This is a genomic window from Desulfuromonas versatilis (assembly GCF_019704135.1).
Lineage (GTDB): Bacteria > Desulfobacterota > Desulfuromonadia > Desulfuromonadales > NIT-T3 > Desulfuromonas_A > Desulfuromonas_A versatilis.
In genome coordinates this window covers 629,966-652,689 of the sequence record NZ_AP024355.1, presented here as the reverse complement: position 1 = coordinate 652,689, position 22,724 = coordinate 629,966, and the positions used below count along the sequence as shown (strand labels likewise).

The 22,724-nt window shown below is 63.9% G+C and carries 16 protein-coding genes; 11 read left to right on the top strand and 5 right to left on the bottom strand.

What is annotated here, in order from left to right; translation table 11 throughout:
* Window positions 1-392 precede the first annotated feature (392 nt).
* Together DESUT3_RS02855 and DESUT3_RS02850 are read left to right on the top strand one after the other, a co-directional pair.
* Window positions 393-1,088, top strand: a complete 696-nt coding sequence (locus tag DESUT3_RS02855) for a DUF2270 domain-containing protein (RefSeq protein ID WP_221250964.1) — start codon at window positions 393-395, stop codon at window positions 1,086-1,088.
* A gap of 30 nt (window positions 1,089-1,118) precedes the next feature.
* Window positions 1,119-2,405: a M16 family metallopeptidase gene (locus DESUT3_RS02850; protein WP_221250963.1), complete on the top strand. Its 1,287-nt coding sequence runs from the start codon at window positions 1,119-1,121 to the stop codon at window positions 2,403-2,405.
* 528 nt (window positions 2,406-2,933) lie between these two features.
* Here the strand turns inward: DESUT3_RS02850 and DESUT3_RS02845 are convergent.
* From DESUT3_RS02845 to DESUT3_RS02835, 3 genes are all read right to left on the bottom strand, one after another.
* Complete coding sequence (locus DESUT3_RS02845; protein ID WP_221250962.1) at window positions 2,934-3,344, bottom strand: hypothetical protein; 411 nt, start codon at window positions 3,342-3,344, stop codon at window positions 2,934-2,936.
* A 163-nt stretch (window positions 3,345-3,507) separates the two neighbouring features.
* The gene (locus DESUT3_RS02840) at window positions 3,508-4,215 is read right to left on the bottom strand and encodes a hypothetical protein (RefSeq protein WP_221250961.1); all 708 of its coding nucleotides are present in this window, start codon (window positions 4,213-4,215) and stop codon (window positions 3,508-3,510) included.
* A 2-nt stretch (window positions 4,216-4,217) separates the two neighbouring features.
* Window positions 4,218-4,862, bottom strand: a complete 645-nt coding sequence (locus DESUT3_RS02835; RefSeq protein WP_221250960.1) for a hypothetical protein — start codon at window positions 4,860-4,862, stop codon at window positions 4,218-4,220.
* A gap of 621 nt (window positions 4,863-5,483) precedes the next feature.
* Here DESUT3_RS02835 and DESUT3_RS02830 point away from each other — a divergent pair.
* Window positions 5,484-5,969 carry a VOC family protein gene (locus DESUT3_RS02830; RefSeq protein WP_221250959.1) on the top strand — a complete coding sequence of 162 codons (486 nt, stop codon included), beginning with the start codon at window positions 5,484-5,486 and terminating at the stop codon, window positions 5,967-5,969.
* Window positions 5,970-6,079: 110 nt separating this feature from the next.
* On the opposite strand, the gene DESUT3_RS02825 is transcribed toward DESUT3_RS02830, so the two are convergent.
* The gene (locus tag DESUT3_RS02825; RefSeq protein ID WP_221250958.1) at window positions 6,080-6,436 is read right to left on the bottom strand and encodes a hypothetical protein; all 357 of its coding nucleotides are present in this window, start codon (window positions 6,434-6,436) and stop codon (window positions 6,080-6,082) included.
* Window positions 6,437-6,579: 143 nt separating this feature from the next.
* Window positions 6,580-9,402, bottom strand: coding sequence for a GPMC system transcriptional regulator (locus DESUT3_RS02820; protein ID WP_221250957.1), 2,823 nt, complete (start codon window positions 9,400-9,402; stop codon window positions 6,580-6,582).
* A 172-nt stretch (window positions 9,403-9,574) separates the two neighbouring features.
* Between DESUT3_RS02820 and DESUT3_RS02815 the strand changes: the two genes are divergently transcribed.
* The 8 genes from DESUT3_RS02815 (at window position 9,575) to DESUT3_RS02780 (ending at window position 22,722) form a co-directional block, all read left to right on the top strand.
* Window positions 9,575-11,059, top strand: coding sequence for a potassium channel family protein (locus tag DESUT3_RS02815; protein WP_221250956.1), 1,485 nt, complete (start codon window positions 9,575-9,577; stop codon window positions 11,057-11,059).
* A gap of 50 nt (window positions 11,060-11,109) precedes the next feature.
* A complete protein-coding gene (locus DESUT3_RS02810) occupies window positions 11,110-12,270 on the top strand; it encodes a cation:proton antiporter (protein WP_221250955.1) in 1,161 nt (386 codons plus the stop codon).
* Window positions 12,271-12,375: 105 nt separating this feature from the next.
* The gene (locus DESUT3_RS02805; protein WP_221250954.1) at window positions 12,376-13,128 is read left to right on the top strand and encodes a J domain-containing protein; all 753 of its coding nucleotides are present in this window, start codon (window positions 12,376-12,378) and stop codon (window positions 13,126-13,128) included.
* 99 nt (window positions 13,129-13,227) lie between these two features.
* Window positions 13,228-14,394: a recombination-associated protein RdgC gene (rdgC, locus tag DESUT3_RS02800; protein WP_221250953.1), complete on the top strand. Its 1,167-nt coding sequence runs from the start codon at window positions 13,228-13,230 to the stop codon at window positions 14,392-14,394.
* Window positions 14,395-14,591: 197 nt separating this feature from the next.
* Window positions 14,592-15,833, top strand: coding sequence for a GGDEF domain-containing protein (locus DESUT3_RS02795; protein ID WP_221250952.1), 1,242 nt, complete (start codon window positions 14,592-14,594; stop codon window positions 15,831-15,833).
* A gap of 697 nt (window positions 15,834-16,530) precedes the next feature.
* The gene (locus DESUT3_RS02790; protein WP_221250951.1) at window positions 16,531-19,299 is read left to right on the top strand and encodes a CxxxxCH/CxxCH domain c-type cytochrome; all 2,769 of its coding nucleotides are present in this window, start codon (window positions 16,531-16,533) and stop codon (window positions 19,297-19,299) included.
* Window positions 19,300-19,465: 166 nt separating this feature from the next.
* Window positions 19,466-20,185 carry an ABC transporter ATP-binding protein gene (locus DESUT3_RS02785; RefSeq protein ID WP_221250950.1) on the top strand — a complete coding sequence of 240 codons (720 nt, stop codon included), beginning with the start codon at window positions 19,466-19,468 and terminating at the stop codon, window positions 20,183-20,185.
* Entirely contained in the window at window positions 20,182-22,722 is a 2,541-nt protein-coding gene (locus DESUT3_RS02780) for an ABC transporter permease (protein WP_221250949.1), read from the top strand. The genes DESUT3_RS02785 and DESUT3_RS02780 overlap by 4 nt, the downstream gene beginning before the upstream one ends.
* Window positions 22,723-22,724: the final 2 nt, after the last annotated feature.

Below are 22,724 nucleotides of genomic sequence, written 5' to 3'. Positions count from 1 at the left end.
GCACTCCTGATCAGGCAGGCAAATATTTACGCCAGGTTGGCCTTAAACCGGTGAACCTCACTGTTCACCTCCGCAGACATCGAAAAGTTACGCAGGATTAACTAGCAATGCACATGCCCATTCCCGAACATCCTCCCTAACCCCTGGAAATCACATTTTCATTTCTTTAGTTTCCGACTAGACTTCGAGCCCCTCCGTCCTGTAAATCACCCCAAAAAGTCAACACAATGACATTTTGCGGCAGGAATTAATCCGGATCGAAAATTCCCGGGCGCCAGGATGATTTTTCATTTGCGGGGATGTGGAGGCTGGACTAGACTATCGGGCTTCGGCGGGGAAAACGGTCTGTTATAATCGGAAAAGACCATCAGCATTGCAGATGCGGGGCCGCCATGGTTGAGGAGAGAAGGGAAAACCGCCAACTTAGCACCGGAGAGACCATCACCGCCCTGATGCACTACTACCGGGGCGAGGTCACCCGCAGCCTGGCCTGGCGGGAAAGACTCGACCGCACCACCAACTGGTCGGTGGGGACCACCGCGGCCTTTCTCGGCTTCGGCTTTTCCCACCCGGAGATCATCCACGCCTTTTTTCTCTTCGGGCTGGCCATCGCCTATATCCTGCTGTACGTCGAATCGCGCCGTTACCGCTTTTTCGACGCCTATGAGTACCGGGTCAAGCTGATCCACCAGAACTTCGTGGCCGATGTGCTGCTCGAGCGGATGGACAGCGAGACCGCCTCGCGATGGCGCCAGGCTCTGGCCAAGGACCTGCTCCATCCGCGCTACAAGATGACCCTGGTGCAGGCCATGGGCCGGCGCATCTACGCCAACTACATTTTCCTCTTCGTGGTGCTGGTGGCCGGCTGGCTGCTCAAGATGCTGCTGCATCCCCAGCCCGCCCACACTTGGGGGCAATTTCTCGAGCAGGCCGGGGCCGGCGTGATCCCCGGCTGGGTCACCCTGCTGTTCATCTTCGCCTTTCTCCTCCACCTGGTGGTGCTGATGCGCATCGGCCGCAAGGCCAAAGGGGGCGAGGAGACCCTGATTCTCGGCGCCCGTCCCGATGAGGAGCGCCAGTCCGACTAAACCGACCCAGCGTCATTCCCACGGAGCAGCATGAACGAGTATTTCAAGGACAACCTGGACAACGGGCTGAGGGTGGTCAGCATCGAGATGCCCCATCTGCACAGCGCCGAAATGGCCTGCTTCGTCAACGTGGGTGGGCGTAACGAGCCCGCCGACCTGGCTGGAATCTCACACTTTTTGGAGCACATCGTGTTCCGGGGGACCCGTGAGTACCCGAGCAGCTTCCAGCTCGAGCGGGCCTTCGAGGCCATCGGCGGCTCGGTCAACGCCTCCACCGACGCCGAGAACACCTGCTTTCACTCCCGGCTGCATCCGGGGCACCTGGGCGAAGGGGCGCAACTGTTCGCCTCCATGCTGATGCGGCCGCTGTTCAGCAACGTCGATTTGGAGCGCAAGATCATCCTCGAAGAGGCGCTGGAGGATTTCAACGAGCGCGGCGAGGAGATCAGCCCCGACAACCTCACCGCGCGCCTGCTCTGGCCCGAGCACCCGCTGAGCCAGCCGACCATCGGCACCCGCGAGACCATCGCCCGCATCGGCAGCGAGCAGCTGCGCGCTCATCAGCAGCGCTACTACACCCCCGGCAACACGGTGATCGCGGTGGCCGGCCGCATCCACCGCGAGGCGGTCCTGCAGGCGGTGCAGAACGCCTTCGACAGCTGGCAGGGAGGCGCTCCGCCGGCGCCGCGCCTGGTCTCCGAGCAGCCGCCGGCCACTCCGGCCATCTCCTGGGTCAAGGATTCGGACTCCCAGGTCAACCTGCAGCTGGCCTTTCGCGTGCCGGGCCGGGGGGACCGCCGCTGCGTGCCGCTGCGGGTGCTGCGCTGGGTGCTCAGCTGGGGGGGAACTTCGCGACTGATGCTGCGGCTGCGCGAGAACCTGGGCCTAACCTACAACGTCGAAGCCAACCTCTCGCTGTTCGCCGACTGCGGCTGCTTCACCGTCGATATGGCGGTCGCCCCGGAGAACCTGGTCCGCGCGGTGGAGGAGACCCTGGTGGTTCTCGAGGAGTTGCGCCAGGACCCGGTGGGCGCCGAGGATCTGGCCGGGGTGATCAAGGCCTACCTGTACGATCTCGACTTCAGCCGCGACCATACCGACGCCATGACCACCCGCTACGGCTGGGGGGAGATGGCCGGTTATCTTCGCACCATCGAACAAGACCGCCGCGAAGTGCTGGCGGTCACCCCCCAACTGCTGCTCGAAACCGCCCGCGAGCTGTTCGTCCCCCAGGCGCTCAAGGCCGCCATCGTCGGCCCCTGGAACACCCGCCAGCGGCAGGCGGTGGAGAAGGCCCTGCAGGGGTTCGGCCAATAAAAAGACCCGCCGAAACCGTATCCGGTGGGTCTGATTTTTCCGTTTCCACGCAAAGCCTGCACAAGGGGCCGGCCCTCAATATCGGGCAGGGGTGCCCGACAATACCCCTCGCAAAGCAGGACCACATTCTGCACCGACAAACAGGATAGGCCCCGCCTGGAAACTCCGGCGGAGCCTTTTTGTTTTGAATATGGTGAATTTCACGATTTTCAGGATAACGAGTGTCAACAAAACTAGGGCGATTCAGTTCTAGCAAGGATCGAAATCAAGGGCAGAAAGTTTTTGGGGAAAATGACGCGAGTGGCGCCGGGCCGCCAAATCATTGGGTCTATTTTGACGATCAAGATCCTGTTTACCGCGTGGCGAGAATGAGGTTCCCAGACCTTTGACCTGAAGCATCCCGCTGAGCGGTAAGTAGCGCTCGCCCTTGATCCCCCATGGGAAGTGGCAGGAATAAACAGCTCATATCGTCAGGACTGGCCAGCTTTCCCGTGGGAATTCCCTGTAATAATTCCAATTGTTCATCCCCTATAAGTCGGCCCAAAACCCGTCACTTGCAATTAGGAGCCCTCTATCACGCTCATCAAATTCATGGATGACACAATCAGGGGGCTGGAAGCGCTTGGCTTGGAAAGACCTGGTGAGCAGATGGCGATCCGGGGACAGCCTCAATGCCCGCTCATCCAGATCCTGGATGGCGTTCGCCAGGGTATGAACTGGCGTCAGCCACCGGATCGAACCCTGATTAGTTAACCTCCCAAGGCGGCAGTCACCAGCGTGCAAGGTGGTTATGGTCAGTCCCTCTCCCATCAGGGCGATAATGTAACTGGCCGAATCGGCTGGATGCTTTCGGCGAAGGCCGGCATGGACTTCCAGCAACAGCCCGACCATCCCATCGGTGGAAGCGGGCTGGCTCAGGCGCAAAAAACCATCCAGCAAGCGACACACCAGCGCCTTGGACTAGTCGCCGCCAGCGAGACAGCCGGTCGCACCATCGGCGAGAACGCACAGTGTCATTCCACCGGCTTTTGAAATTCCGCAATAATCGCGGTTGTCGGGCGTCAAGTTGCCCTGCCGGGAATGCCAAACATATCCATCTCGGTCAAATCTCCTCCGCAAGATCTCTGACCGCTTCCAGGCGCTCATAGATGAGCATTTGGCGATCCCGGTCGCCTCTGACGGCCGTTTGAACCGCGTAATCGAAGTCGTCATTGGCCAGAAGCAGTCTGATCTGCTGGGCAATGAAGGTCCGCAGGTCCTTGTCAGCGGCTGCGATCTCCCGGGCGATTTCTTCGCGGCCGTCGAAAAGGGTGAGGATGTCCTCCATATCGTGGCTGCCTTGGGGATCGTCGCTGCCCCGGCCAAGATAGGCCTCCAGTTTCGTCGCGACGAAAAAAGGCGGGGTCAGCAGCCTGATCGTCAGATCCTGCTCCAGCTCATAGGGCCGGGCGTCGGCGAGCCCGGCCGCGTACCAGCGATTGCTGAAACCCAGGATATTCTCGTCGTCGGGCATGAAGTCGACCTGAAGCTCTCCCAGGCACATGCGGCAAGTCACCTCCTCGTTCATAGCCTCCCGGAACCCGCGGGCGCGCAGTCGCTCCTGAAAGGCCGCCCACCTGGCATAGCCGACAACGTTGATGATCAGATCGACATCGTCGGTATAGCGAACCGCTTCCCTGCTGAAGGCGTCGGTCAGCATCAGCCCGGTGGTGCAACCGCCCACAAATGCGACTTCCTGCAGCAAATCGGGGCCGAGGGCCCGGGCGACGGTGACCAACATTACGTGCAACCTGTTGTAGTTGTCCGCCATTGCTATTTCAACCTTTCTCGGAGCAATTGCTCGGCGAGGTTTGCCTCCCTGGGGCTTCCCAGCCGTATGGCGTCCACCAAGGCCAGGTATTCATAGAGAAGGGGGTCTCTTTTGACTGCGTAGGGAACGCTTTTGAACAGGGGGGTGACGGATTGTCCCTTGCTCTTCCCCCGGGCGTCGGGCCAGACAAAGATCAATTCGCCGGCGGTCATGAGTTGCCCCTCCAGGACCGGGGCGGCAAACGAGGTCGGTATCCCCCGGACAATCTCGGCCGGAACGGCGGGGAAAACATACTTCAGACCATAGACGATGAATTCCAGCAAGACCTTGAAGTTAGCCTTGGGGCGACTGGTGTGCCGGTCCAGGGTAGCCATACCAACGGCAATGCAGCGCTTGATCGCGTTATTCACCTCGGTTTTCCCGACGCCCAGCTCTTCGGCAAGCCCTCGTGCGGTATACCGGCTGGCCTGCTCTAGGTGGAGCACTTGTCGAGCGAGTTGTCTTTCGTCAACTTCTTCGGGAGGGATCTCCCAGCCCTCCCACCCGTGAATGTACATTTTGGACGGGGATTGTTTTTCGATAATGGCCTTTTCTTGTCTTTGCAGGCTGGCCAACTTGAGCAGAATAAAAATGTCTTGACTTTTCATGCGCCCCCCCTATTTCACGTCCGCTGTCCGCGGACTACGGACATGCCTATAGGCTTTTGGGGGACCTGTCAAGATAATTTTGAGGTTTTCGGTTTTGTAGACACGCCCAGAAATGGAAAAATCTCCACATGCCTACCAGTTTGGCGGGTGTGTCCCGGATTCTGTTTCACGTTGTTTTTTAGGAGAAAAATCAGTGCAAGATGGCTGACATCAGAATTCTTCCTATTTTCGCTGATGAGCCCGGGGGAATTGCCTCCAAAGATTCCAACAATTCCTGGCTCATGGGAAAATTGGAATTCCCAGGGGGGGGAATTTTGCACCGGGAGGTCAAAGAGGGGTCTCCACATCCATTCTTACATGCAGCACGTGGACAATCTCGATGGCACCGGTTTCCAGCGTACGAGAGAAAATAACATGCCGTCCTTGAAAGGTCTGCTGCCACAGCAATTAAGTTCCTTAGTGGCCCTGGTCAGCAAGAAAACCCCCAGATTCGTGGACCGGGTTTTTTGCCTGAGAGACGGTAAAATGTCGACAGGGAAATGGCCGCAGAGCCAAGGCTCGCGGACTGCGAGCGCACCTTTGACTTCAGCCACAGATGGCTCATCTTGATGGAGGAGTGAGATGCTCAAGCCGGCAAAGAACACGATATGCCTTTGGTACGATGGCGACGCCGAGGCCGCGGCGCGTTTTTATGCCGAGACGTTTCCGGATTCGTCCGTGGGGGAGGTGTTCCGCGCCCCGGGAGATTTTCCGTCAGGGAAGAAAGGGGATGTGTTGACGGTTTGGTTTACCGTGATGGGCATTCCCTGCCTCGGGCTCAACGGCGGCTCCGCGTTCAGGCACAACGAAGCATTCTCCTTTCAGGTCGCCACGGCCGACCAGGCCGAAACCGATCGTTACTGGAACGCGATCGTCAGCAACGGCGGCCAGGAGAGCGCCTGCGGCTGGTGCAAGGACAAATGGGGGATGTCCTGGCAGATCACGCCGATCGCCCTGACGCAGGCGATCACCGATTCGGATGCGGCGGCAGCCAAGCGCGCCTTCGAAGCGATGCTGCAGATGAGCAAGATCGACATCGCTGCCATCGAGGCGGCGCGCCGGGGTTAAGGCTGCATCTTGGAAGTGTTCCCTCACGCCAGGGATTCGGGCAATAAAATGACCCGCCGGAACCTTGTCCGGCGGGTCTGCCTGCTTCTCTCAAAGGCGAGGCTCGTTGGCTAATAACTCTTACGGTGCAGCTTTTCCCCTTTGAGCCGCATCTGCTCGGCGTCCTCGAGCACCTCCACGGCCTCGATGCGCTGCTTGCCGCGGGCGATTTCCGCCTTGCCCTGCCTGCGCAGATCTTCCCCCTGATCGATCAGCTTTTCCGCCTGCTTGCGCAGGTCCTTGCCCTTGCCGATCATCGCATCGCCTTCCTCGACCTTGGCCTCGCCGGACTTGATCAGCTCTTTGGCCTCGTCCACGGACAGCTGGCTCTCGGGCAGCAGGTAGTTCGGGCCAAAGCAACCGCTCAACCCCGCTGCGCAACTGCCAATCAGCACAAGAATCAGACAACTCTTGAAAACCTTGTTCATCTGCTCCAAACCTCCATAAAAACGGAAGATCCTGCCCTGCCGAAACCCGTGGCCCGGCTCCCGGGAACCGTTTCACAGGGGGCAGACGGCGGAAATTCTAGCAGTAATCTTCCCCTTGGCAAGCCAATGGGGGTCAGTTCGGTTCACGAGATGCGGATGGTCTTGTAGAGAAAATTCTTGAACTTGTAGAACAGCTTGCGTTCCTGGTCGCTGTCGCTTCTGGGGTCGCAGGCGCCCAGCGCCTCGGCGATCTTCGGCATGCTGGTCGCCCCCTGGCCGCGGGCCAGCTCCACCGTCGCGGCCACCACGTCGCGGGAGATGCGGTTTTCGGAAAAAGGCGTGTGCAGCCCGCTCCAGAAGTCGGCGCGGCCGGCGCTGATGGTCTCGAAAATTTCCCGGGCCAACTCGCCGGTCAGTTTCTCCCCGGTCCCTGCGGCGGACCGGTTGCCCATGCCGGCCAGCACCTCGCGCACGTCGTCCTCGGTGACGATGCGCCCCCGGCGGAAGAACAGCGCGCGCAGCAGGATGCTGCGCAGCTCGCGGATGTTGCCGGTGTAGTGGTGGGTGGTCAGCAGGTTCTGGGCCCCCCGGGTGATGGCCGGGGCGTCTTCGTCCCCCTCCTCGGGGCGCTTGTAGACCCGGTAGAGCTTGCCGAGAAAGTGCACCGCGAGGTCGGGGATGTCCTCGCGCCGCTCGTTGAGCGAGGGGACCTCGATGGTCAGCTCGGAGAGCCGGTGGTAGAGGTCCTCGCGGAACAGCCCCTCGTCGATGAGCTGGCGCAGGTTCTTGTTGGTGGCGGCGATCAGCAGCACCCGGGCGTAGCGGGTGACGTTGTCCCCCAGGCGCATGAAGCCGCCGTTGTCGAGAAAGCGCAGCAGCTGCACCTGGGTCTTGGGGTCGGCGTCGCCGATCTCGTCGAGAAACACCACGCCGCCATGGGCCTCCTCGAGAATCCCGGTGCGGTCGGTGTGCGCCCCGGTGAAGGCGCCACGCTTGTGGCCGAACAGCTCCGAGTAGGTCAGCTCGCCGCTGTAGGCGGCGATGTTGCTCTTTTTCACCGGCAGTTCGCCGCGCGGGTCGATCTGCGCCTGGTACATCTCGTTGAGTTTCGAAAAGATGTTGTTGAAGAAAAACTCCTTGCCGCTGCCGGTGGGACCGGTGACCAGGATCGAGGGGAGCCCCAGGGTCGCCTCCTGCACATCGGTGCGGCTCCAGTAGGCGATGCGGTTGAAGATCGGCGGGGTGATGCGCTGGATGAACTCCACCAGGGCGTTGGCCTTGGGCGAGTTGCCGATGATGTTGCCGAGCTTGTAGGAGGAGATCTTCGGGTCCTTGTAGCCAACGTCGGAGCGCAGGCGGTTGACCTCGGTGGTGAGCTTCTCGATACGCTGCAGGTCCGAAAGATAGCGCGAGATCATCCGCTCGATGATCAGCAGGATGCGCTTGTGCTCGTCGGTGAAGAAAATGGGGCGCAGACTGTCGAGGCAGATCACCGCGATGACCTCCCCGTCGAAGACCACCGGCACGGCGATCTCGCTCTTGATCACCTCGGTGATCTCGCGGTAGAGCCCGCCGCCGCGCTTCTCCTCGTCGGTGTCCTCGATGACGTGGGGCCGCCCGCTGTGGGCCACGTAGCCGGTCAGGCTGCGCTCCTCGGCGGGCAGGTCGCGGCCGCCGATGCGGATCGGCGGGATGTTCTTCTTCAGCCACTCCTTGCTCTTGGCCCCCACCAGGCGCCCGTCGGGCTCCTCGACCACCAGCCACTTCACCCCGTCCTGCTCGCGCACCAGGGCGATGCTGCCGGTGTCGGCGCCGATCAGCTCGGTGGCCTTGGAGAGCACCCGGTTCAGAAAGGTCTGCACCCCCTCGAACTTCTCCTGGAGCAGGTCGTTGATCTCGGAGAGGACCTGGATCTCCATGTGCTCGCCGCCGATCTCCTGGATGACCCGCTGGGCCATCTCGGCGTGAGCCTCGAGCAGCCCCTTTTCGAAATCGCTGAAGCGGTGGGCTTCGCGGGTGTAATAGTTGACCAGGCAGATCAGCCGCCGGGTGCGCGGCTCGAAGCGCGGCACCATGTAGAGCGACTTGAGCCCCATCTCCTCGGTCAGGTAGCGCTTCTGCAGGGTCTCCGCCGGCAGGTTGGGAATATACAGCGGCCCCAGCAGGGTTTCGTCGGTGATCACCCCGGCGCTGTTGATAAAGCGCGACAGCAGCGACTTGCCACGCCCCAGGTTGATCTGCCGCTCGTCCTCGTAGAGCCGCTTGGCCTCCTTCTCCTCCGAATAGGAGGCGAGAATCTGCAGCCCTCCCTCGGCGGCGCCGGGCACCATCTGCGAGGGGACCAGCACCGAGGCGAGCGAGAGCTTGTCGATCAGCCTGACGGCTGATTTGACCATGGTGAAGGCGGCCTCTTTCTTCTTCGCCTCGTCCACCCGCCGGGCCAGCACCATCTGCTGGTGGTATTTGCGGGCCTGGTCGATGACCGGCACCACCCGATCGAGAAACCCCTTGAGCTGGCGGCGCACCTCCTCGCCGGGCAGTTGCCCCTTGCGGCTGCTGTCGAGGCAGGCCACCCCGACCGCCCGCCCCTGGTGCAACAGCGGCACCAGGTAGCAGGAGAGGATGGCGAAGCGCTCGGCCAGTTCGCGGGCGAAGGGACTGGGGAAGGCGCCGACATCCTCGACCTGGGCCTCCTCCTGGGAGATGTAGACCCGCGAGACCATGTACTCGGCGCTGTTGATGGGAAAGTGCTGCTGGCGGATGGCCTGGGCCAGCAGGCCGCTGGCCGCGGCGCAGCTCAGGCTGCCGCTGGTCAGGTCCTCGAGGTAGATCCGGCAGCGGTTCTGCCGGGAGATCAGGCCGAGGGCCTCGATCACCACGTGCAGAATGTCCTCCAGGTTCTCCTTGCCGTAGCTGCCGATCTTGGCCGCCAGTGCGGCAATGCGTGCGTCCAGGGGTGAATCCATGCGCCCTCGCTTGTGTAGGAAAATTACTCAGGAGAGTATAGGCTTCGGATGCCAGTTTTGTCAAAGCCCGCCAGCCCTCTGCGGGGAGCATTTGCGCCTTGCATCGGCGAGCTTTTATCCCTAGACTTGGAAAATTGATCCACCGGCATTTTTCCAGTAAGGAAAGGCTCTTATGGCAACCGGCAAGGTTCTCATCATCGGCCTCGGCAGCATCGGCCTGCAACTGATCCGGCACCTGTCGCGGGATTTTTCCCTGGTCTGCATCGATACCAGCGATCTCTCCCTGGAGACGGCCCGCCAGCTGCGCGGCGAAGGGATAACCACTATCCTCGGCGACGCCACCAGCCGCCTGGTCCTCGAGGAGGCTGGCGCCGCCGAAGCCGACACGGTGATCATCAGCACCACCACAGAAAAGGTGAACATCGAGGTGGCCCGGGTGCTGCACGAGCACTTCGAGGTACCGCGGGTGGTCTCCATCGGCATCACCCAGAAGGGGATTGCCACCCTGGAGAGCCTCGATGTCGAGGTGGAGAGCATCTTCAACATCAGCGCCACCGGGATCCGCAACCGTCTCGAGGCCAAGACCAAGACGGTGCACGGCATCGGCCTGGGCAAGAACGAAATCCTCGAGGTCGAGGTGCACCCCAATTCTCGCCTGGTCAACAAGCGCCTGGCGGCCCTGCGTTCGAAAAGCTGGCGGGTGGGCATCATCTACCGGGAGGGGAACATCATCGTTCCCCAGGGCGAAACGTCCCTACGCGGCAAGGACAAGGTCGTCATCCTCGGCGACCCGATGGTGCTGAAGACCGTCGCGGAAATGCTCACCTTCCGCTTCGCCCATTTTCCGCTGGAATACGGCGATACCCTGGTCGCCTGCTTTCCCAACGGGACCGACGAGAGCTACCTCGAGGAGATCGGCTACCTGCTCAGCGTCTACCCCCTGAGCAGGGCCATGTTCGTCGCCGCGCGCAAGACCCCGGAGCTGGAAGAGAAGCTCAAGCAGATCGCCGCCGCCCACAGCCTGAAACAGTACGACATCCTCGAGGCGACCGGGCGGCCCTTTCTCGCCGGACTGGCCTCCCTGGTCAAAGAGCAGGTCCGCAGGCCGGCCCTGCTGGTGCTGCCCAAGGAGGCGATCGAAGCCCATGCCTTTTCGGCGCTGCGCAAGCATCGCGGCAAGGACCACCTGGTGCAACTCTCCACGGGGCTGATCTGCCCGGTCATGCTGGCCGCCGGCAGCTTCCCCTACGAGCGCGTCGCGGTCCCCTGTCTGAGCAGCCCCGGACTGCAGCGTTCCCTGGAGACGACCCTGGAGATGTCGGCGGCCATCAATTACGAGATCGACGCGCTGTTCGTCGCCCTTTCCCGCTACATCTCCTCCGAGGAGCAGGCCGCCGACCGGGAAAAGATGGAAAAGACCGTTTCCGACCTGCGCCTGATCTACAAATCGAAAATCCGCGAGGTGGATCTGACGGGGAACCCGATCACCGCGGTGACCGGCGCGCTTTCCGAGCACAACCTGCTGGTCAGCGAAATGGCCAGCTGGCGCGACTCCGGGTGGCTCGCTTCGTTGCTGCAGCCCGACGTAGGCTGGAGCATCGTCCGGCAGGCCCCCGTCTCGACCCTGCTGATCCCCCCGGTCGACGTAATCGCCTGAGAGAGCCGTCATGCCCCATTCCTCACTTGCAGCCCAGCTGATTGAAACCGATGGACAAGCATAACCTCTCCCTGTTTCTGGTTCTGCTCGGGGTGGCGATCATCCCGTTTCTGGCTCGGCGCCTACGGGTCCCCTCGGCCGCCCTGGAGATTGTCTACGGCGCGCTGCTGTTCAATTTCTTCATCCTGCACCGCCCCGAGTGGTTCGAGCTGCTGCGGGAAATCGGCTTCATCTACCTGATGTTCATCGCCGGCATGGAACTCGACCTGCGCAGCATCCGCAAAAGCGGCAGATCGGCCTGGTACGTGCTGATTTCCCTGCTCTCCTTCACGGTGACCCCCCTGCTCTTCGTGCTGTTCGGCCAACCGTTTTTCGTCGGCGTGGCGGTGGCGATGATTTCGGCGGGGATCGTCATCCCGGTGCTCAAGGAATCCGAGTTGATGAAATCCAGACTGGGCAAGGACCTGATCGGTCTGGCCCTGACCGGGGAGCTGCTCTCCATCCTGGTGCTGACCTTCATCGACGCCTATCATCATTACGGCCCGACCCTCAACGCCGCCTTCGCCCTGCTGAAGCTCGCCCTGCTCTTCGGCCTGGCTCTGCTGGTGCTGAAACTGCTCTACCTGCTGGCCTGGTGGCACCCGGAGCGGGTGTCAAAGGTCATGGAGAGCGAGGACCCGGTCGAGGAGGGGATCCGCATCATCGTCACCGTCGCCTTCGCCGGGGGCATCCTGGCGGCGCTGGCCGGGGCCGAACCGATCCTCGGCTCGTTTCTGGCCGGGATGATTTTCAGCCACGTGTTCAAGAGCAAGGGGCGCTTCGAAGAGAAGATCAACGCGGTGGGCTTCGGCTTTCTGATCCCGTTTTTCTTCATCGGCGTCGGCTCCCAGCTCGATTTCGCCCTGCTCGCCTCGCCCGCGACGGTGCTGGGCGCCCTGGCGCTCACCCTGATGGTGCTGGTCAGCAACATCTACCCGCTGCTGCTGGCCAGGCCCCTGCGCCTTTCACTGCTGGAGGCCTCGGGGATGAGCATTTTGCTGTCGGCCCCGCTGTCGATGATCGTCGTCGCCGGCACCCTGGGGCAGAAGATGGGGCTGCTTTCCGACGAGATGATCGGCACGCTGATCCTCACCGCCCTGCTCGCCAGCGTCATCTACCCCTCCCTGTTCAGGCCGCTGGGCAAGCGGATCGCCGCCGAGAAGGCCCCGTGATCGGGAGGGGCACGCCGCAGGGGCCCTTGAGCTTTGCCGCTCACTGGGGTATAAAGTGAACCGACCGCAGCTGAGCCAGCCGGGCATTAACGGATCGAGACCCGCGTGAGAACTCCCATTCCGGAAAACCAGGCCATCGAAGCCTGCCGAGCCCTGTTCGGCGAAGAAACCCGCCTTACCCGGGAGTTTCTGCGCTACCTCCAGCCGGGAGGGGCCAAGTCGGCCTTTCGCCGCCTGGCCAAGCAGACCCACCCCGATTTGCATCCGGCCGACGACCCGGCGACCAGGGAACAGCGGGCCGCCGCCTTCCGCAATATCCTGAGGGCCTATGAGCTGCTGAACGCCTTTCTGCAGCAACGCCAAACATCCCCCCTGCGACCCGCCCCGACCGCCCGCCAGGCGCCTACCCCGCCCGCCGAGCCCGAGCCGGCGCCCGGGCAGCGACGCAACGCCCATTTCTACAGCGGCCCCTTGCCGGGCCGCCCGCTGCAAATCGGCATTTTTCTCTACTACCGGGGCCACATCCCCTATCACGCCCTGATTGAGGCCCTGGTCTGGCAGCGCCGCCAGCGCCCCCCCATCGGCAGCCTCGCCTGCCGCTGGGGCTGGCTGGACGAAGACGCCGTCCGTTCGGTGCTGGCGACCCGGCCACTGGTCGGGCGCTTCGGCGAGAGGGCGGTCCAACTCGGGTTGCTGCGCTCCCAACAGGTCCAAACCCTGCTCAGCTTCCAGCGCTCGCGACAGCAGAAACTCGGCCGTTACTTTGTCGAACAGGGGTACCTGTCCCCCCTGGAGCTGGATCGGCTGGTCGCCGAACTGCAGGCTCACAACTGGCAGTTTCGCAGCACGGCGGGCTGAGCCCGCTCCGTTACCCAATTTTCACTTGCCCCGCCCCCGCAAAAGGTGTATCCCCTAAACCCCGATTCCGCTCACCCCCCTTATTCAAGGAGATCCGTCATGGGAATTCTTTCCAATACCGTCAGCATCTGCCAGTTCCGGGTGGTCGGCGAACCCCCGGCCGAGGAGCTCGGCCCCTGGGCCGGCGAGTGCCTGGCAAAAAACGCCTTCCAGCCCATCGACCACGGCGCCGAGGAGCTCTCTTTCGGCTGGGTCGAGGTCGATGACCCCAAGCACTGGGAGTTCGCTTCCCCGCGCGTCTACTGGCGCGACCACTACCTGGTTTTCTCCCTGCGTCGCGACCAACGCCGGGTCCCCGCCGCGCTGCTCAAAGCCCACCTGGAAGAGGCCGAGGCCGAGTTTCTCGCCGCCCACCCGGGCCTGCAGCGGGTGCCCAAGCAGAAGCGCGAGGAGCTCAAGGAGGCGGTGCGCGGCTCCCTGCTCGCCCGCACCCTGCCCACCCCGGCAATCTTCGACGCGGTCTGGGACACCCGCAACGGCCAGCTCACCCTGGCCAGCCTCAGCGCCAAGGCAGTCGAACTGTTCGAAAACCTGTTCAAGCAGACCTTCGAAGGGCTGCGCCTGGTGACCGTCCACCCCTTCGCCCGGGCCGAACAGGTGCTCGACCAAAGCCTGCAGCCCGCGCTGCTCGAAGCTAACCAGGCCAGCACCGACGCGGTCCTTGACCTGATCCAGGACAACCAGTGGCTGGGCTGGGATTTCATGCTCTGGCTGATGCACCAGACCATGACCGGCGCCTCCCGTTACAGCGTCTGCCGCCCGGGGCCCGCGGTCGCTGGCGATGGCTTCGTCGCCTATCTCAACGACCGGCTGATCCTGCAGGGCGGCGGAGAGAACGGCATGCAGAAGGTCACGGTGGCCGGCCCCCAGGACAATTTCAGCGAGGTGCGCACCGCCCTGCGTGGCGGCAAGCAGATCCACGAGGCGATCCTCTACCTGGAACTCCAGGAGCACCTCTGGAAACTCACCCTCAAGGGGAGCACCTTCCACTTCGCCTCTTTCAAGGCGCCGCCGGTCAAGCTCGAAAAGGACACCAACGTCGATCAGGGGAGCGAAAAGGAAGCTCTGTTCTACGAGAGGATGTACGTGCTCGAGGAAGGTTTGCAGCTTTTTGACAGCCTGTATGCCCTTTTCCTGCAAAACCGCCTCGACGCCTCCTGGCCCGACACCGCGCAACAGATTCGGGAGTGGCTGGAAAAAGACTGAATCTTCGAAGCCTTACAGGCGAAGCTGCAAACCTCCAGGCAGGGGAGAAGCCCCGGCCTGGAGGTATACCGAAATGGCATTTTCCTTGCAAATTCCCTAGCCTGGCGGGGGGGGTCCACACCCGCCAGGCGCCTCGCCCGGCACCGTAGCCGCCACCGGAAGGCTCCTCCGTGTCCCCTCCTCACCAGGGAATTGCCATGCTTCGCGCCTCCCCCGGAAATACCCAACCCCAGGGCACCAACCCCCGCAGCTTGCTTCGCCTGATGATCCTGGTGGCGTCGCTCTCCATCGCCTTCATCATTGCCGGGGCCACCTTCGGGATCCAGCAGGTTTACACGGCCCACCTCATTTCCGAGGCGGAAGGGGACGCGGTCGACATCAGCGAGTTGATCCTGGTTCACCTGGGCCAACTGATCCTGCGCGCCGACCAGGGGGGCAAAGAAGAACTGGTCATCGACGCCAACAACCGTGCCGAACTGGATCGGCAGCTGCGCACCTTCCTGCGCCCCTTCGACATCGTCAAGATCAAGATCTACGACCTGGAGCACAAGATCGTTCACTGCACCGACCCCGCGCTCATCGGCCGGGTCGACGAGGGGAACAGGCGCCTGGAAAACGCCCTTGCGGGTAACAACGATTCCAAGTTCGAAACCAAGGATGCGGTACTCGATCTGGCCGAGGAGAAGAAATTCGACGTCGACGTGGTGGAATGCTACGTCCCGATCCGCAGTGCCCAGGGGGCCATTCTCGGCAGCTTCGAGCTCTACCTCGACGTCACCCGCTTTCGTCAGGAAATCGGCAGCGGCGTGCGCGCCTCAATCGGCATCCTGACCCTGATCCTGCTGGCAGTGTTCGCCGCTTCTTTTCTGGTGGTGCGCAAGGGAACCCGGCAACTCGAGGAAGCCCAGCAGGCACTCCAGCGCATGGCGACCACCGACCCCCTGACCGGGGCCTACAACCGGGGAGAAATACTCTCCAGGGCCCGTGAAGAGATCTCCCGCCTGCAGCGTGCCTGCGAAAAGCTTGCGGCACCCTCCATGGGGCTGATCATGCTCGACATCGACCATTTCAAGAAAATCAACGATAGCTACGGCCACCTGGCTGGCGACCAGGTGCTGCGGGAGCTCACCCATCGCATCAAGCTGACTCTCCGCCCATACGACATCTTTGGCCGCTATGGCGGCGAAGAATTTCTCGCCCTGCTGCCTGGAACCACCCTGGATGGTTCCCGGGGGGTGGCTGAACGCCTGCGCCAGGTGGTCGGCCAGAGCCCTTTCACCGCCGAGGGGCAAAACCTGCAGGTGACCATCAGTCTTGGCTTTGCCACCATTTTGCCCGAAGAACCCGACCTCACCGAGGCCCTCCGCCGCGCGGACGAGGGCCTCTATCAGGCCAAGAATTCCGGGCGGGACCGGGTCTGCGGGGCAGTTCCCGGTTGATGGGCAAGGCGGGCATCTTGTCGCAAATCCACGACGCAGCTGGACTGATGCGCCGGAATGCTCATCAAACCCTGGCCATTGCTGGGTTAAAGGCCCTTCGCCCCTCCCGACCCCCGTTCCGCACCCTGGCAACCGGCTTTGTGTATTAAAATAGCGACAGAGCCAGATCCGGCTGAAATCCAGGCCCTTTTCCAAGCGCAGCGTCCCTTCGTCGCCAAATCCTGACACAATCCCTTCGCGAATTCACCCCCCGCCCCCTACCATCGTTTAGGTTTACACAAAAAGTCTGGCGTTTTCGGCTGGTTACAACAACGGCACAGCCTTTGCTAAGCCTGAATCGCGTCCCAGGATCAGCAGCGGTTTCTTCCTGCGGACCGGGATAAGCGGGTTCGAGACGGAGCAGTGCACCCCGCGCTGTGCCAAATGAAGCACATAACTCTGGGCAAATGGCGGCACACTTGAAAAAAGCAAAGCTTTCTCCAGCGCCCATAGCAACAGATAAATACACGAAATCAATAGTACTTTTTGGCTTCCCTGCAACCGTTTTAAAGTTCGGCTCAACCGTTGCAATTTATTCGGTCAAATCGCCAAAGCGGCAGACAACCCACTAACTGATAAACGAAGCACCACCCCAAATGTCGAAGGCCCGGGACCCGCTTCTGCGGCTCCGGGCACGAACCAAGAAAGGATGAAGACCTTGAAAGCAACCAGACTGATAATCCTGCTTGCCACCCTGCTTTCGTTGAGCTTCCTGGCCGCCTGCGGCGGCGGAGGCTCCAGTTCCTCCGGCACGGACGCCACCACCGGAGCGGCCTTCGGTGTGGCCGTCGACCCCTACATTCAGGGAGCGGTATTCCAGGAGATCGGCCAGGGCGGCGAGATCCTCCAGGCCGCCTCCTATCCGAGCGACGCCACCGGCCGTTTCAAGTTTCCCAAGGACATGACCCCCGGCTCCATCATCCAGCTCAGCGTCAACCAGCCGGGCTACCATGACGGCAACGCCTACCAGGGGATGCTGAAGAGAAAATTCCAGGAGGGCGACAGCAACGTGGTCGTCTCCCCCCTGACCACCCTGGTGGCTTCGGGTGTCGAGCCCGCCCAGGTGCTGGCAGTCCTGCAAGCCGCCGGGCTTGAGGGGCTGACCGAGGCGGACCTGGACGATAATCCCATGGGCCGCCTGGAAGGGGTTTCCGGTGACCAGGTCAGCGATGCCCAGCTGAAGCTGCTGCAGGCCAACATGGCCGTCAACACCCTGATCGAGAAGGTGAAAAAATCCGGCGAAGGTAATGCCAGCTTCGATTTCAACGCTGAACTGCAGAACGAGATCAGCGGCAACAGCGAAATGGTCGGGACCCTGGTCCAGTCGATGCGCGACTGCCTCAACCCCCAGAACATCCAGAGCGCCTACGGCTCGCTGGCCAACATGGTGAGCAAGGCGGTGGAAATCAACAACACCATCGCCGGCCTGATCAAGGAGCCGGGCCAGGGCAGCCAGACCCTGCAGCAGAAGATCCGCGATGCGGTCCAGCAGGCCATCCAGAACGCCCAGCAGAATCCTCCCGCTCCGGCCCCGGCGCTGGACGGTGCGGCAATTTACGACGCCCAGTGCGCCGGCTGCCACCGCATGGGCAGCCATGACACCAGGGGCAACCTCGACCTGGCAGGCAAGGGCGATCTGATCCCCGCCACCATCCAGGGGGGACACATGGGCAAGGCGCTCAGCGCCGAGGAACTTGCCGCCCTGGCGTCCTGGGTTGACGGAGGCACTCCGGCCCCGGCTCCCGAGCCGACTCCGGCCCCGACCCCCGAACCGACCCCGGTTCCCGTCGATGGCCAGGCTCTCTACACCAATCAGTGCGCCAGTTGCCACAACCTGAGCGGCGACGGCACGTTCTGGGATCTCAGCAACGACGGCACCAAGGTCAAAGCGAAGTACAGCGCCGGGGCCGCCGGGCACCAGGGCAAGATCTTCACCGCCGAGCAGATCCAGGCGATCGCCGACCATGTTGACAGCGCCGCGGCTCCCGCGCCGACCCCGACTCCCGAGCCGACTCCCGTCGACGGAACCGCCCTGTACGGCAGCAACTGCGCGAACTGTCACGGCAGTCTGGCCAACTCCAACATCCAGAACCGCACCGCCGCCGGCATCCAGGCCGCGATCGACGGCAACCTGGGCAGCATGGGCTTCCTGACCCTCTCCGGTGCACAGGTGCAGGCCATCGCCGACGTGCTGCCCGCCCTTCCGGCGCCCGCGCCGGCTCCCGTTGACGGCCAGGCGCTCTACACCAGCCGCTGCTCGGGCTGCCACAAACTCGGGGCGGTGGATACCACCGGCGGTCCCGACCTGGCTGCCCTCGGCAACACTGTCATCAGCAAGATCCAGGGCGGCCACCAGGGGGTCAGCTTGAGCACCGCTGAACTCGATGCCCTGGCCGATTATGTCGACACCGTTTCGGCTCCCGCGCCGGCCCCTGCTCCCACGCCGACCCCGACTCCGGTCAGCGGCCAGAGCGTCTATGACAACAGCTGCGCCGCCTGCCACAAGCTCGGCGCCCACGACACCGCCGGCGGCCCGGAACTGGCCGGCCTCGGCAACGCGGTCTTCAACAAGATCCAGGCCGGGCACCAGGGGATTGCCCTGAGCAGCGCCGAGCTGAATGCCCTTGCCGATTACGTCGACACCATTGCGGCTCCCGCTCCGGCCCCCGCGCCCACCCCGACCCCGACTCCGGTCAGCGGCCAGAGCGTCTATGACAACAGCTGCGCGGCCTGCCACAAGCTCGGCACCCACGACACCGCCGGCGGCCCGGAACTGGCCGGCATCGGCGACACGGTCTTCAACAAGATCCAGGCCGGGCACCAGGGGATTGCCCTGGGCAGCGCCGAGCTGAACGCCCTGGCCGATTACGTCGATACCTTCCCGGCCCCGGCAGCTCCGGGACCCGACTACAGCAACTGCACCGCCTGCCATGGGCAGCCCCCCAGCGGCAGCAACGCCGGTGCCCACGCCGCCCACACCGCGCTGCCCAGCATCGGCACCAACTGTGCGGTTTGCCACCAGAGCGCCGGCCACAACGGCACGGTCGACCTGGCCTTCGCCTCGACCTGGAGCGCCAAGAGCGGCGCGGCCACCGATAACGGCGACGGCACCTGCTCCAACATCAGCTGCCACGGCGGGCAGAAAACCCCAGATTGGTACACCGGAACCATCGCCGTCAATACCGACTGCGCCAAATGCCATACCCGGGGCACCAGCCAGTACAACAGCCAGAACTCCGGCGACCACAGCAAGCACAGCAGGTACTCCTGCACCACTTGCCACGATACCAGCAAGCTGGCGACCAACCACTTCACCAACCTGGGCACCAGCAGCATGGAGGGACCGGCGCGCAACACCCTGAACAACTCGCTCAACTACAACGGGACCAGCTGCGCCCCCGCTTGCCACGGCTCCGAGCGCTGGTAAGCTTCCACAACCAACCAGTAACGCCGAAGGCGGGCTCGCAAGAGCCCGCCTTTCTTTTTGGGGCTATGCGGCCTTGCCACCTGTGCGCAAACTGCAATTACCCGGTAGAATGATTAAAGCAATTTCCCGATTCCTGCCAGCCCACCGGGGGAGGCAAGACCATCGCATGGATGCCCATCGCTTCGCCCACGCCCTGATTCAACTGCGCAACCTCAGCAAGAGCTTCCGCGAGGGGGACAGGGACCGCGTGGTGCTGCGCGGCGCCAACGCCGACATCGGCAAGGGCGAGTTCGTGGTGCTGCTCGGCCGCAGCGGCTGCGGCAAATCGACCCTGCTCAACCTGATCAGCGGCATCGACCAGCCGAGCGGGGGCGAGGTGCTCATCGGCGGCACCAGCCTCACCGCTCTCAGCGAGCACCAGCGCACCCTGTTCCGCCGCCGCAACATCGGCTTCATCTTCCAGTTCTACAATTTGATCCCCACCCTCAGCGTACTGGAGAACCTGCTGCTGCCCCTCGAATTGAAAGGGGAATCGGGCCCGCATCCGGAGCAGCGGGCCCGCAAGCTGCTCGAGCAGGTGGGCCTGGCCGATCGCGCCGCAAGCTACCCCGACCGGCTCTCCGGCGGGGAGCAGCAGCGGGTGGCCATCGCCCGGGCCCTGGTTCACGAACCGCTGCTGCTGCTCGCCGACGAGCCGACCGGCAACCTCGACCACGAGACCGGCCGCCAGGTGCTCGAACTGCTCGGCGAGCTGGCCCGCCGCAGCCGCATGACCACCCTGATGGTCACCCACAGCCTCGAGGTCGCCCGGCTGGCCGACCGGGTGCTGACCATCCGCGACGGCGCCCTGGAGGAGCAGCGGCTCTCCCCGGGAGCCGCGCCATGATCCTCTGGCTCGCCGGCTGGCGCTACCTGCTGCGCCATCCCCTGCAGATCGTCTTCGCGGTGGTCGGCGTCGCCCTCGGGGTGGCCGTTGTCATTGCCATCGACCTGGCCAACAGCAGCGCCGAACGGGCCTTCCGCCAATCCGCCGAGACCCTCTCCGGCAGCGCCACCCACCAGCTGGTCGGCGGCTCCGGAGGCGTGGACGAAACCCTCTACCGGCAGCTGCGCCTGGCCGGCTGGCGCCCTGCGGCCCCGGTCATAGAGGGGTTTGCCGCGTTTCCCGCCCGCCCCGGCACCACGCTGCAGATCCTCGGTGTCGATCCCTTGGCCGAAGGCCCGTTTCGCAACTACTCGCCGAGAGCCGGTGACGGCACGCAGCTCGGCCGCCTGCTGACCGAGCCCGGCGCCTGCCTGATGAGCCCGCAGACGGCCGCGTCCCTGGCCCTGCAGACGAACGATAGTTTCGAGTTGGAAATCGGCGGAGAGCTGCGCCGCCTGACCCTGGTGGGGCTGCTGCAGCCGCGAAGCCAAGTCGCGGCCCGGGGCCTCGACCAGCTGCTGGTCACCGACATCGCCACGGCCCAGGAGCTGTTGGCCATGCACGGGCGGATCTCGCGCATCGACCTGATCTTGCCCGAAGGGGAGACAGGCCTCGCGGCCCGGGACCGGCTCCAGTCCCTGCTCCCCGCCGGCACGCGGATCATCCCCGCCGGCACCCGGGGCGAAATCATGGCGCAGATGACCCGCGCCTTCCAGCTCAACCTCACCGCCCTCAGCCTGCTGGCGCTGGTGGTGGGGATGTTCCTCATCTACAACACCATGACCTTTTCGGTGCTGCAGCGCCGCCCCCTGCTCGGGGCCCTGCGCACCCTGGGGGTGACCCGCCGCGAGATCTTCGCCCTGGTCCTGGCCGAGGCGCTGGCCGTGGGGATGGTCGGCACCCTGCTCGGCCTGCTGCTCGGAACCCTGCTCGCCGAGGGCCTGCTCGCCCTGGTCACCCGCACCATCAACGACCTCTATTTCGTGGTCAGCGTGCGCCAGCTGAGCTTTTCGGCGGCCTCGCTGGGCAAGGGGCTGCTGCTCGGCCTGGGCGCCACCGCGGCGGCGGCCCTCGCCCCGGCCATCGAGGCGGCCGGCGCCCCGCCACGCAACGTGCTCTCGCGCTCGGTGCTGGAGAGCCGCCGGCGCCGCCTGCTCCCCTGGGCCCTTGCGCTGGGAGCGACCCTGCTCGCCGCCGGTCTGCTGGGGATGGCCGTACCCAGCAAAAGCGTTCCCGGCAGCTTTCTGCTGCTGTTTACCGCCATTACCGGCTATGCCCTGCTCACCCCCGCGGCCGCCGCGGGCCTGCTGCGCCTGGCCCAGCCGCTGCTGAAACGCACCTTCGGCGTGCTGGGCAAGATGGCCGCCCGCAACCTGGTCGCCGGGCTGAGCCGCACCGGAGTGGCCAGCGCCGCCCTGGTCATCGCCGTTGCCGCCACCGTCGGGGTGGGGATCATGATCGGCAGCTTCCGCGTCACCGTCGAGCAGTGGCTGCAGAGCTACCTGCGGGCCGACATCTACCTCACCACCGCCAGCGCCAGCTTCGGCCCGGGGCGCACCCCGCTGAACCCCGAACTCATCGCGCGGGTCGCCGAGCTGCCCGGCATCGAACGCCTCACCCGGGCCCGCCACCTCAACCTGGAGACCGAGCAGGGCTTCAGCGAGCTGTTCAGCGCCGAAATCCCCGCGGAGAGTTTTGCCGGGTACTGGTTTGCCGAAGGGGACCGCGAGGCGATCTACCAAGCCTTCCAGCACCAGGACGCGGTCATCGTCTCCGAGCCCTTCGCCTATCACCGGGGCCTGCGCCGCGGCGACCGGCTGCGGCTGCCCACCGACCGCGGGGAGCGGGAATTCGCAATCGCCGGGGTTTTTACCGACTACGGCTCGGACCAGGGGCGGATCACCATGAGCCGCCGGCTTTATGAAAAGTACTGGGACGACCGCGGGGTCGACGCCCTGGGCATCTACCTGGCGCCCGGCACCGATGCCGAACAGCTGGTCGGGCGGCTGCGGGCGGCTTCCGCCGACCTGCAGCAGGTGGTGGTCTACTCCAACCGCGGCCTGCGCGAGGCCTCGCTGGCCACCTTCGACCGCACCTTCGCGGTCACCGCCGTGCTGCGGACGCTGGCGGTGCTGGTGGCCTTCGTCGGCATTCTCAACGCGCTGATGGCCATGCAGATCGAGCGCTCCCGCGAACTGGCGGTGCTGCGCGCCGGCGGTCTGACGCCGCGCCAGCTCTGGGGCCTGGTGATCGGCGAGACGGGGCTGATCGGCCTGGTCGCCGGGGTGCTGGCCCTGCCGCTGGGTGTCATCCAGGCCCTGGTGCTGATCCTGGTCATCAACCGGCGCTCCTTCGGCTGGACCATGCAGACTCATCTCGACCCCGCCGTGTTGCTGCAGGCGGTGGCCCTGGCCCTGGCCGCGGCCCTGCTGGCCGGGCTCTACCCGGCCTGGCGCATGGCCCGCACCGCGCCGGCGCTGGCCCTGCGGGAGGAATAGCC

Bases quoted from the DNA above. Each gene is read 5' to 3' on its own strand.
- DESUT3_RS02810 (WP_221250955.1), top strand. From the start codon at position 11,110: ATGGACAAGCATAACCTCTCCCTGTTTCTGGTTCTGCTCGGGGTGGCG.
- DESUT3_RS02855 (WP_221250964.1), top strand. From the start codon at position 393: ATGGTTGAGGAGAGAAGGGAAAACCGCCAACTTAGCACCGGAGAGACC.
- DESUT3_RS02850 (WP_221250963.1), top strand. From the start codon at position 1,119: ATGAACGAGTATTTCAAGGACAACCTGGACAACGGGCTGAGGGTGGTC.
- DESUT3_RS02795 (WP_221250952.1), top strand. From the start codon at position 14,592: ATGCTTCGCGCCTCCCCCGGAAATACCCAACCCCAGGGCACCAACCCC.
- DESUT3_RS02820 (WP_221250957.1), bottom strand. From the start codon at position 9,402: ATGGATTCACCCCTGGACGCACGCATTGCCGCACTGGCGGCCAAGATC.
- DESUT3_RS02785 (WP_221250950.1), top strand. From the start codon at position 19,466: ATGGATGCCCATCGCTTCGCCCACGCCCTGATTCAACTGCGCAACCTC.
- DESUT3_RS02830 (WP_221250959.1), top strand. From the start codon at position 5,484: ATGCTCAAGCCGGCAAAGAACACGATATGCCTTTGGTACGATGGCGAC.
- DESUT3_RS02780 (WP_221250949.1), top strand. From the start codon at position 20,182: ATGATCCTCTGGCTCGCCGGCTGGCGCTACCTGCTGCGCCATCCCCTG.
- DESUT3_RS02840 (WP_221250961.1), bottom strand. From the start codon at position 4,215: ATGGCGGACAACTACAACAGGTTGCACGTAATGTTGGTCACCGTCGCC.
- rdgC (WP_221250953.1), top strand. From the start codon at position 13,228: ATGGGAATTCTTTCCAATACCGTCAGCATCTGCCAGTTCCGGGTGGTC.
- DESUT3_RS02825 (WP_221250958.1), bottom strand. From the start codon at position 6,436: ATGAACAAGGTTTTCAAGAGTTGTCTGATTCTTGTGCTGATTGGCAGT.
- DESUT3_RS02815 (WP_221250956.1), top strand. From the start codon at position 9,575: ATGGCAACCGGCAAGGTTCTCATCATCGGCCTCGGCAGCATCGGCCTG.
- DESUT3_RS02835 (WP_221250960.1), bottom strand. From the start codon at position 4,862: ATGAAAAGTCAAGACATTTTTATTCTGCTCAAGTTGGCCAGCCTGCAA.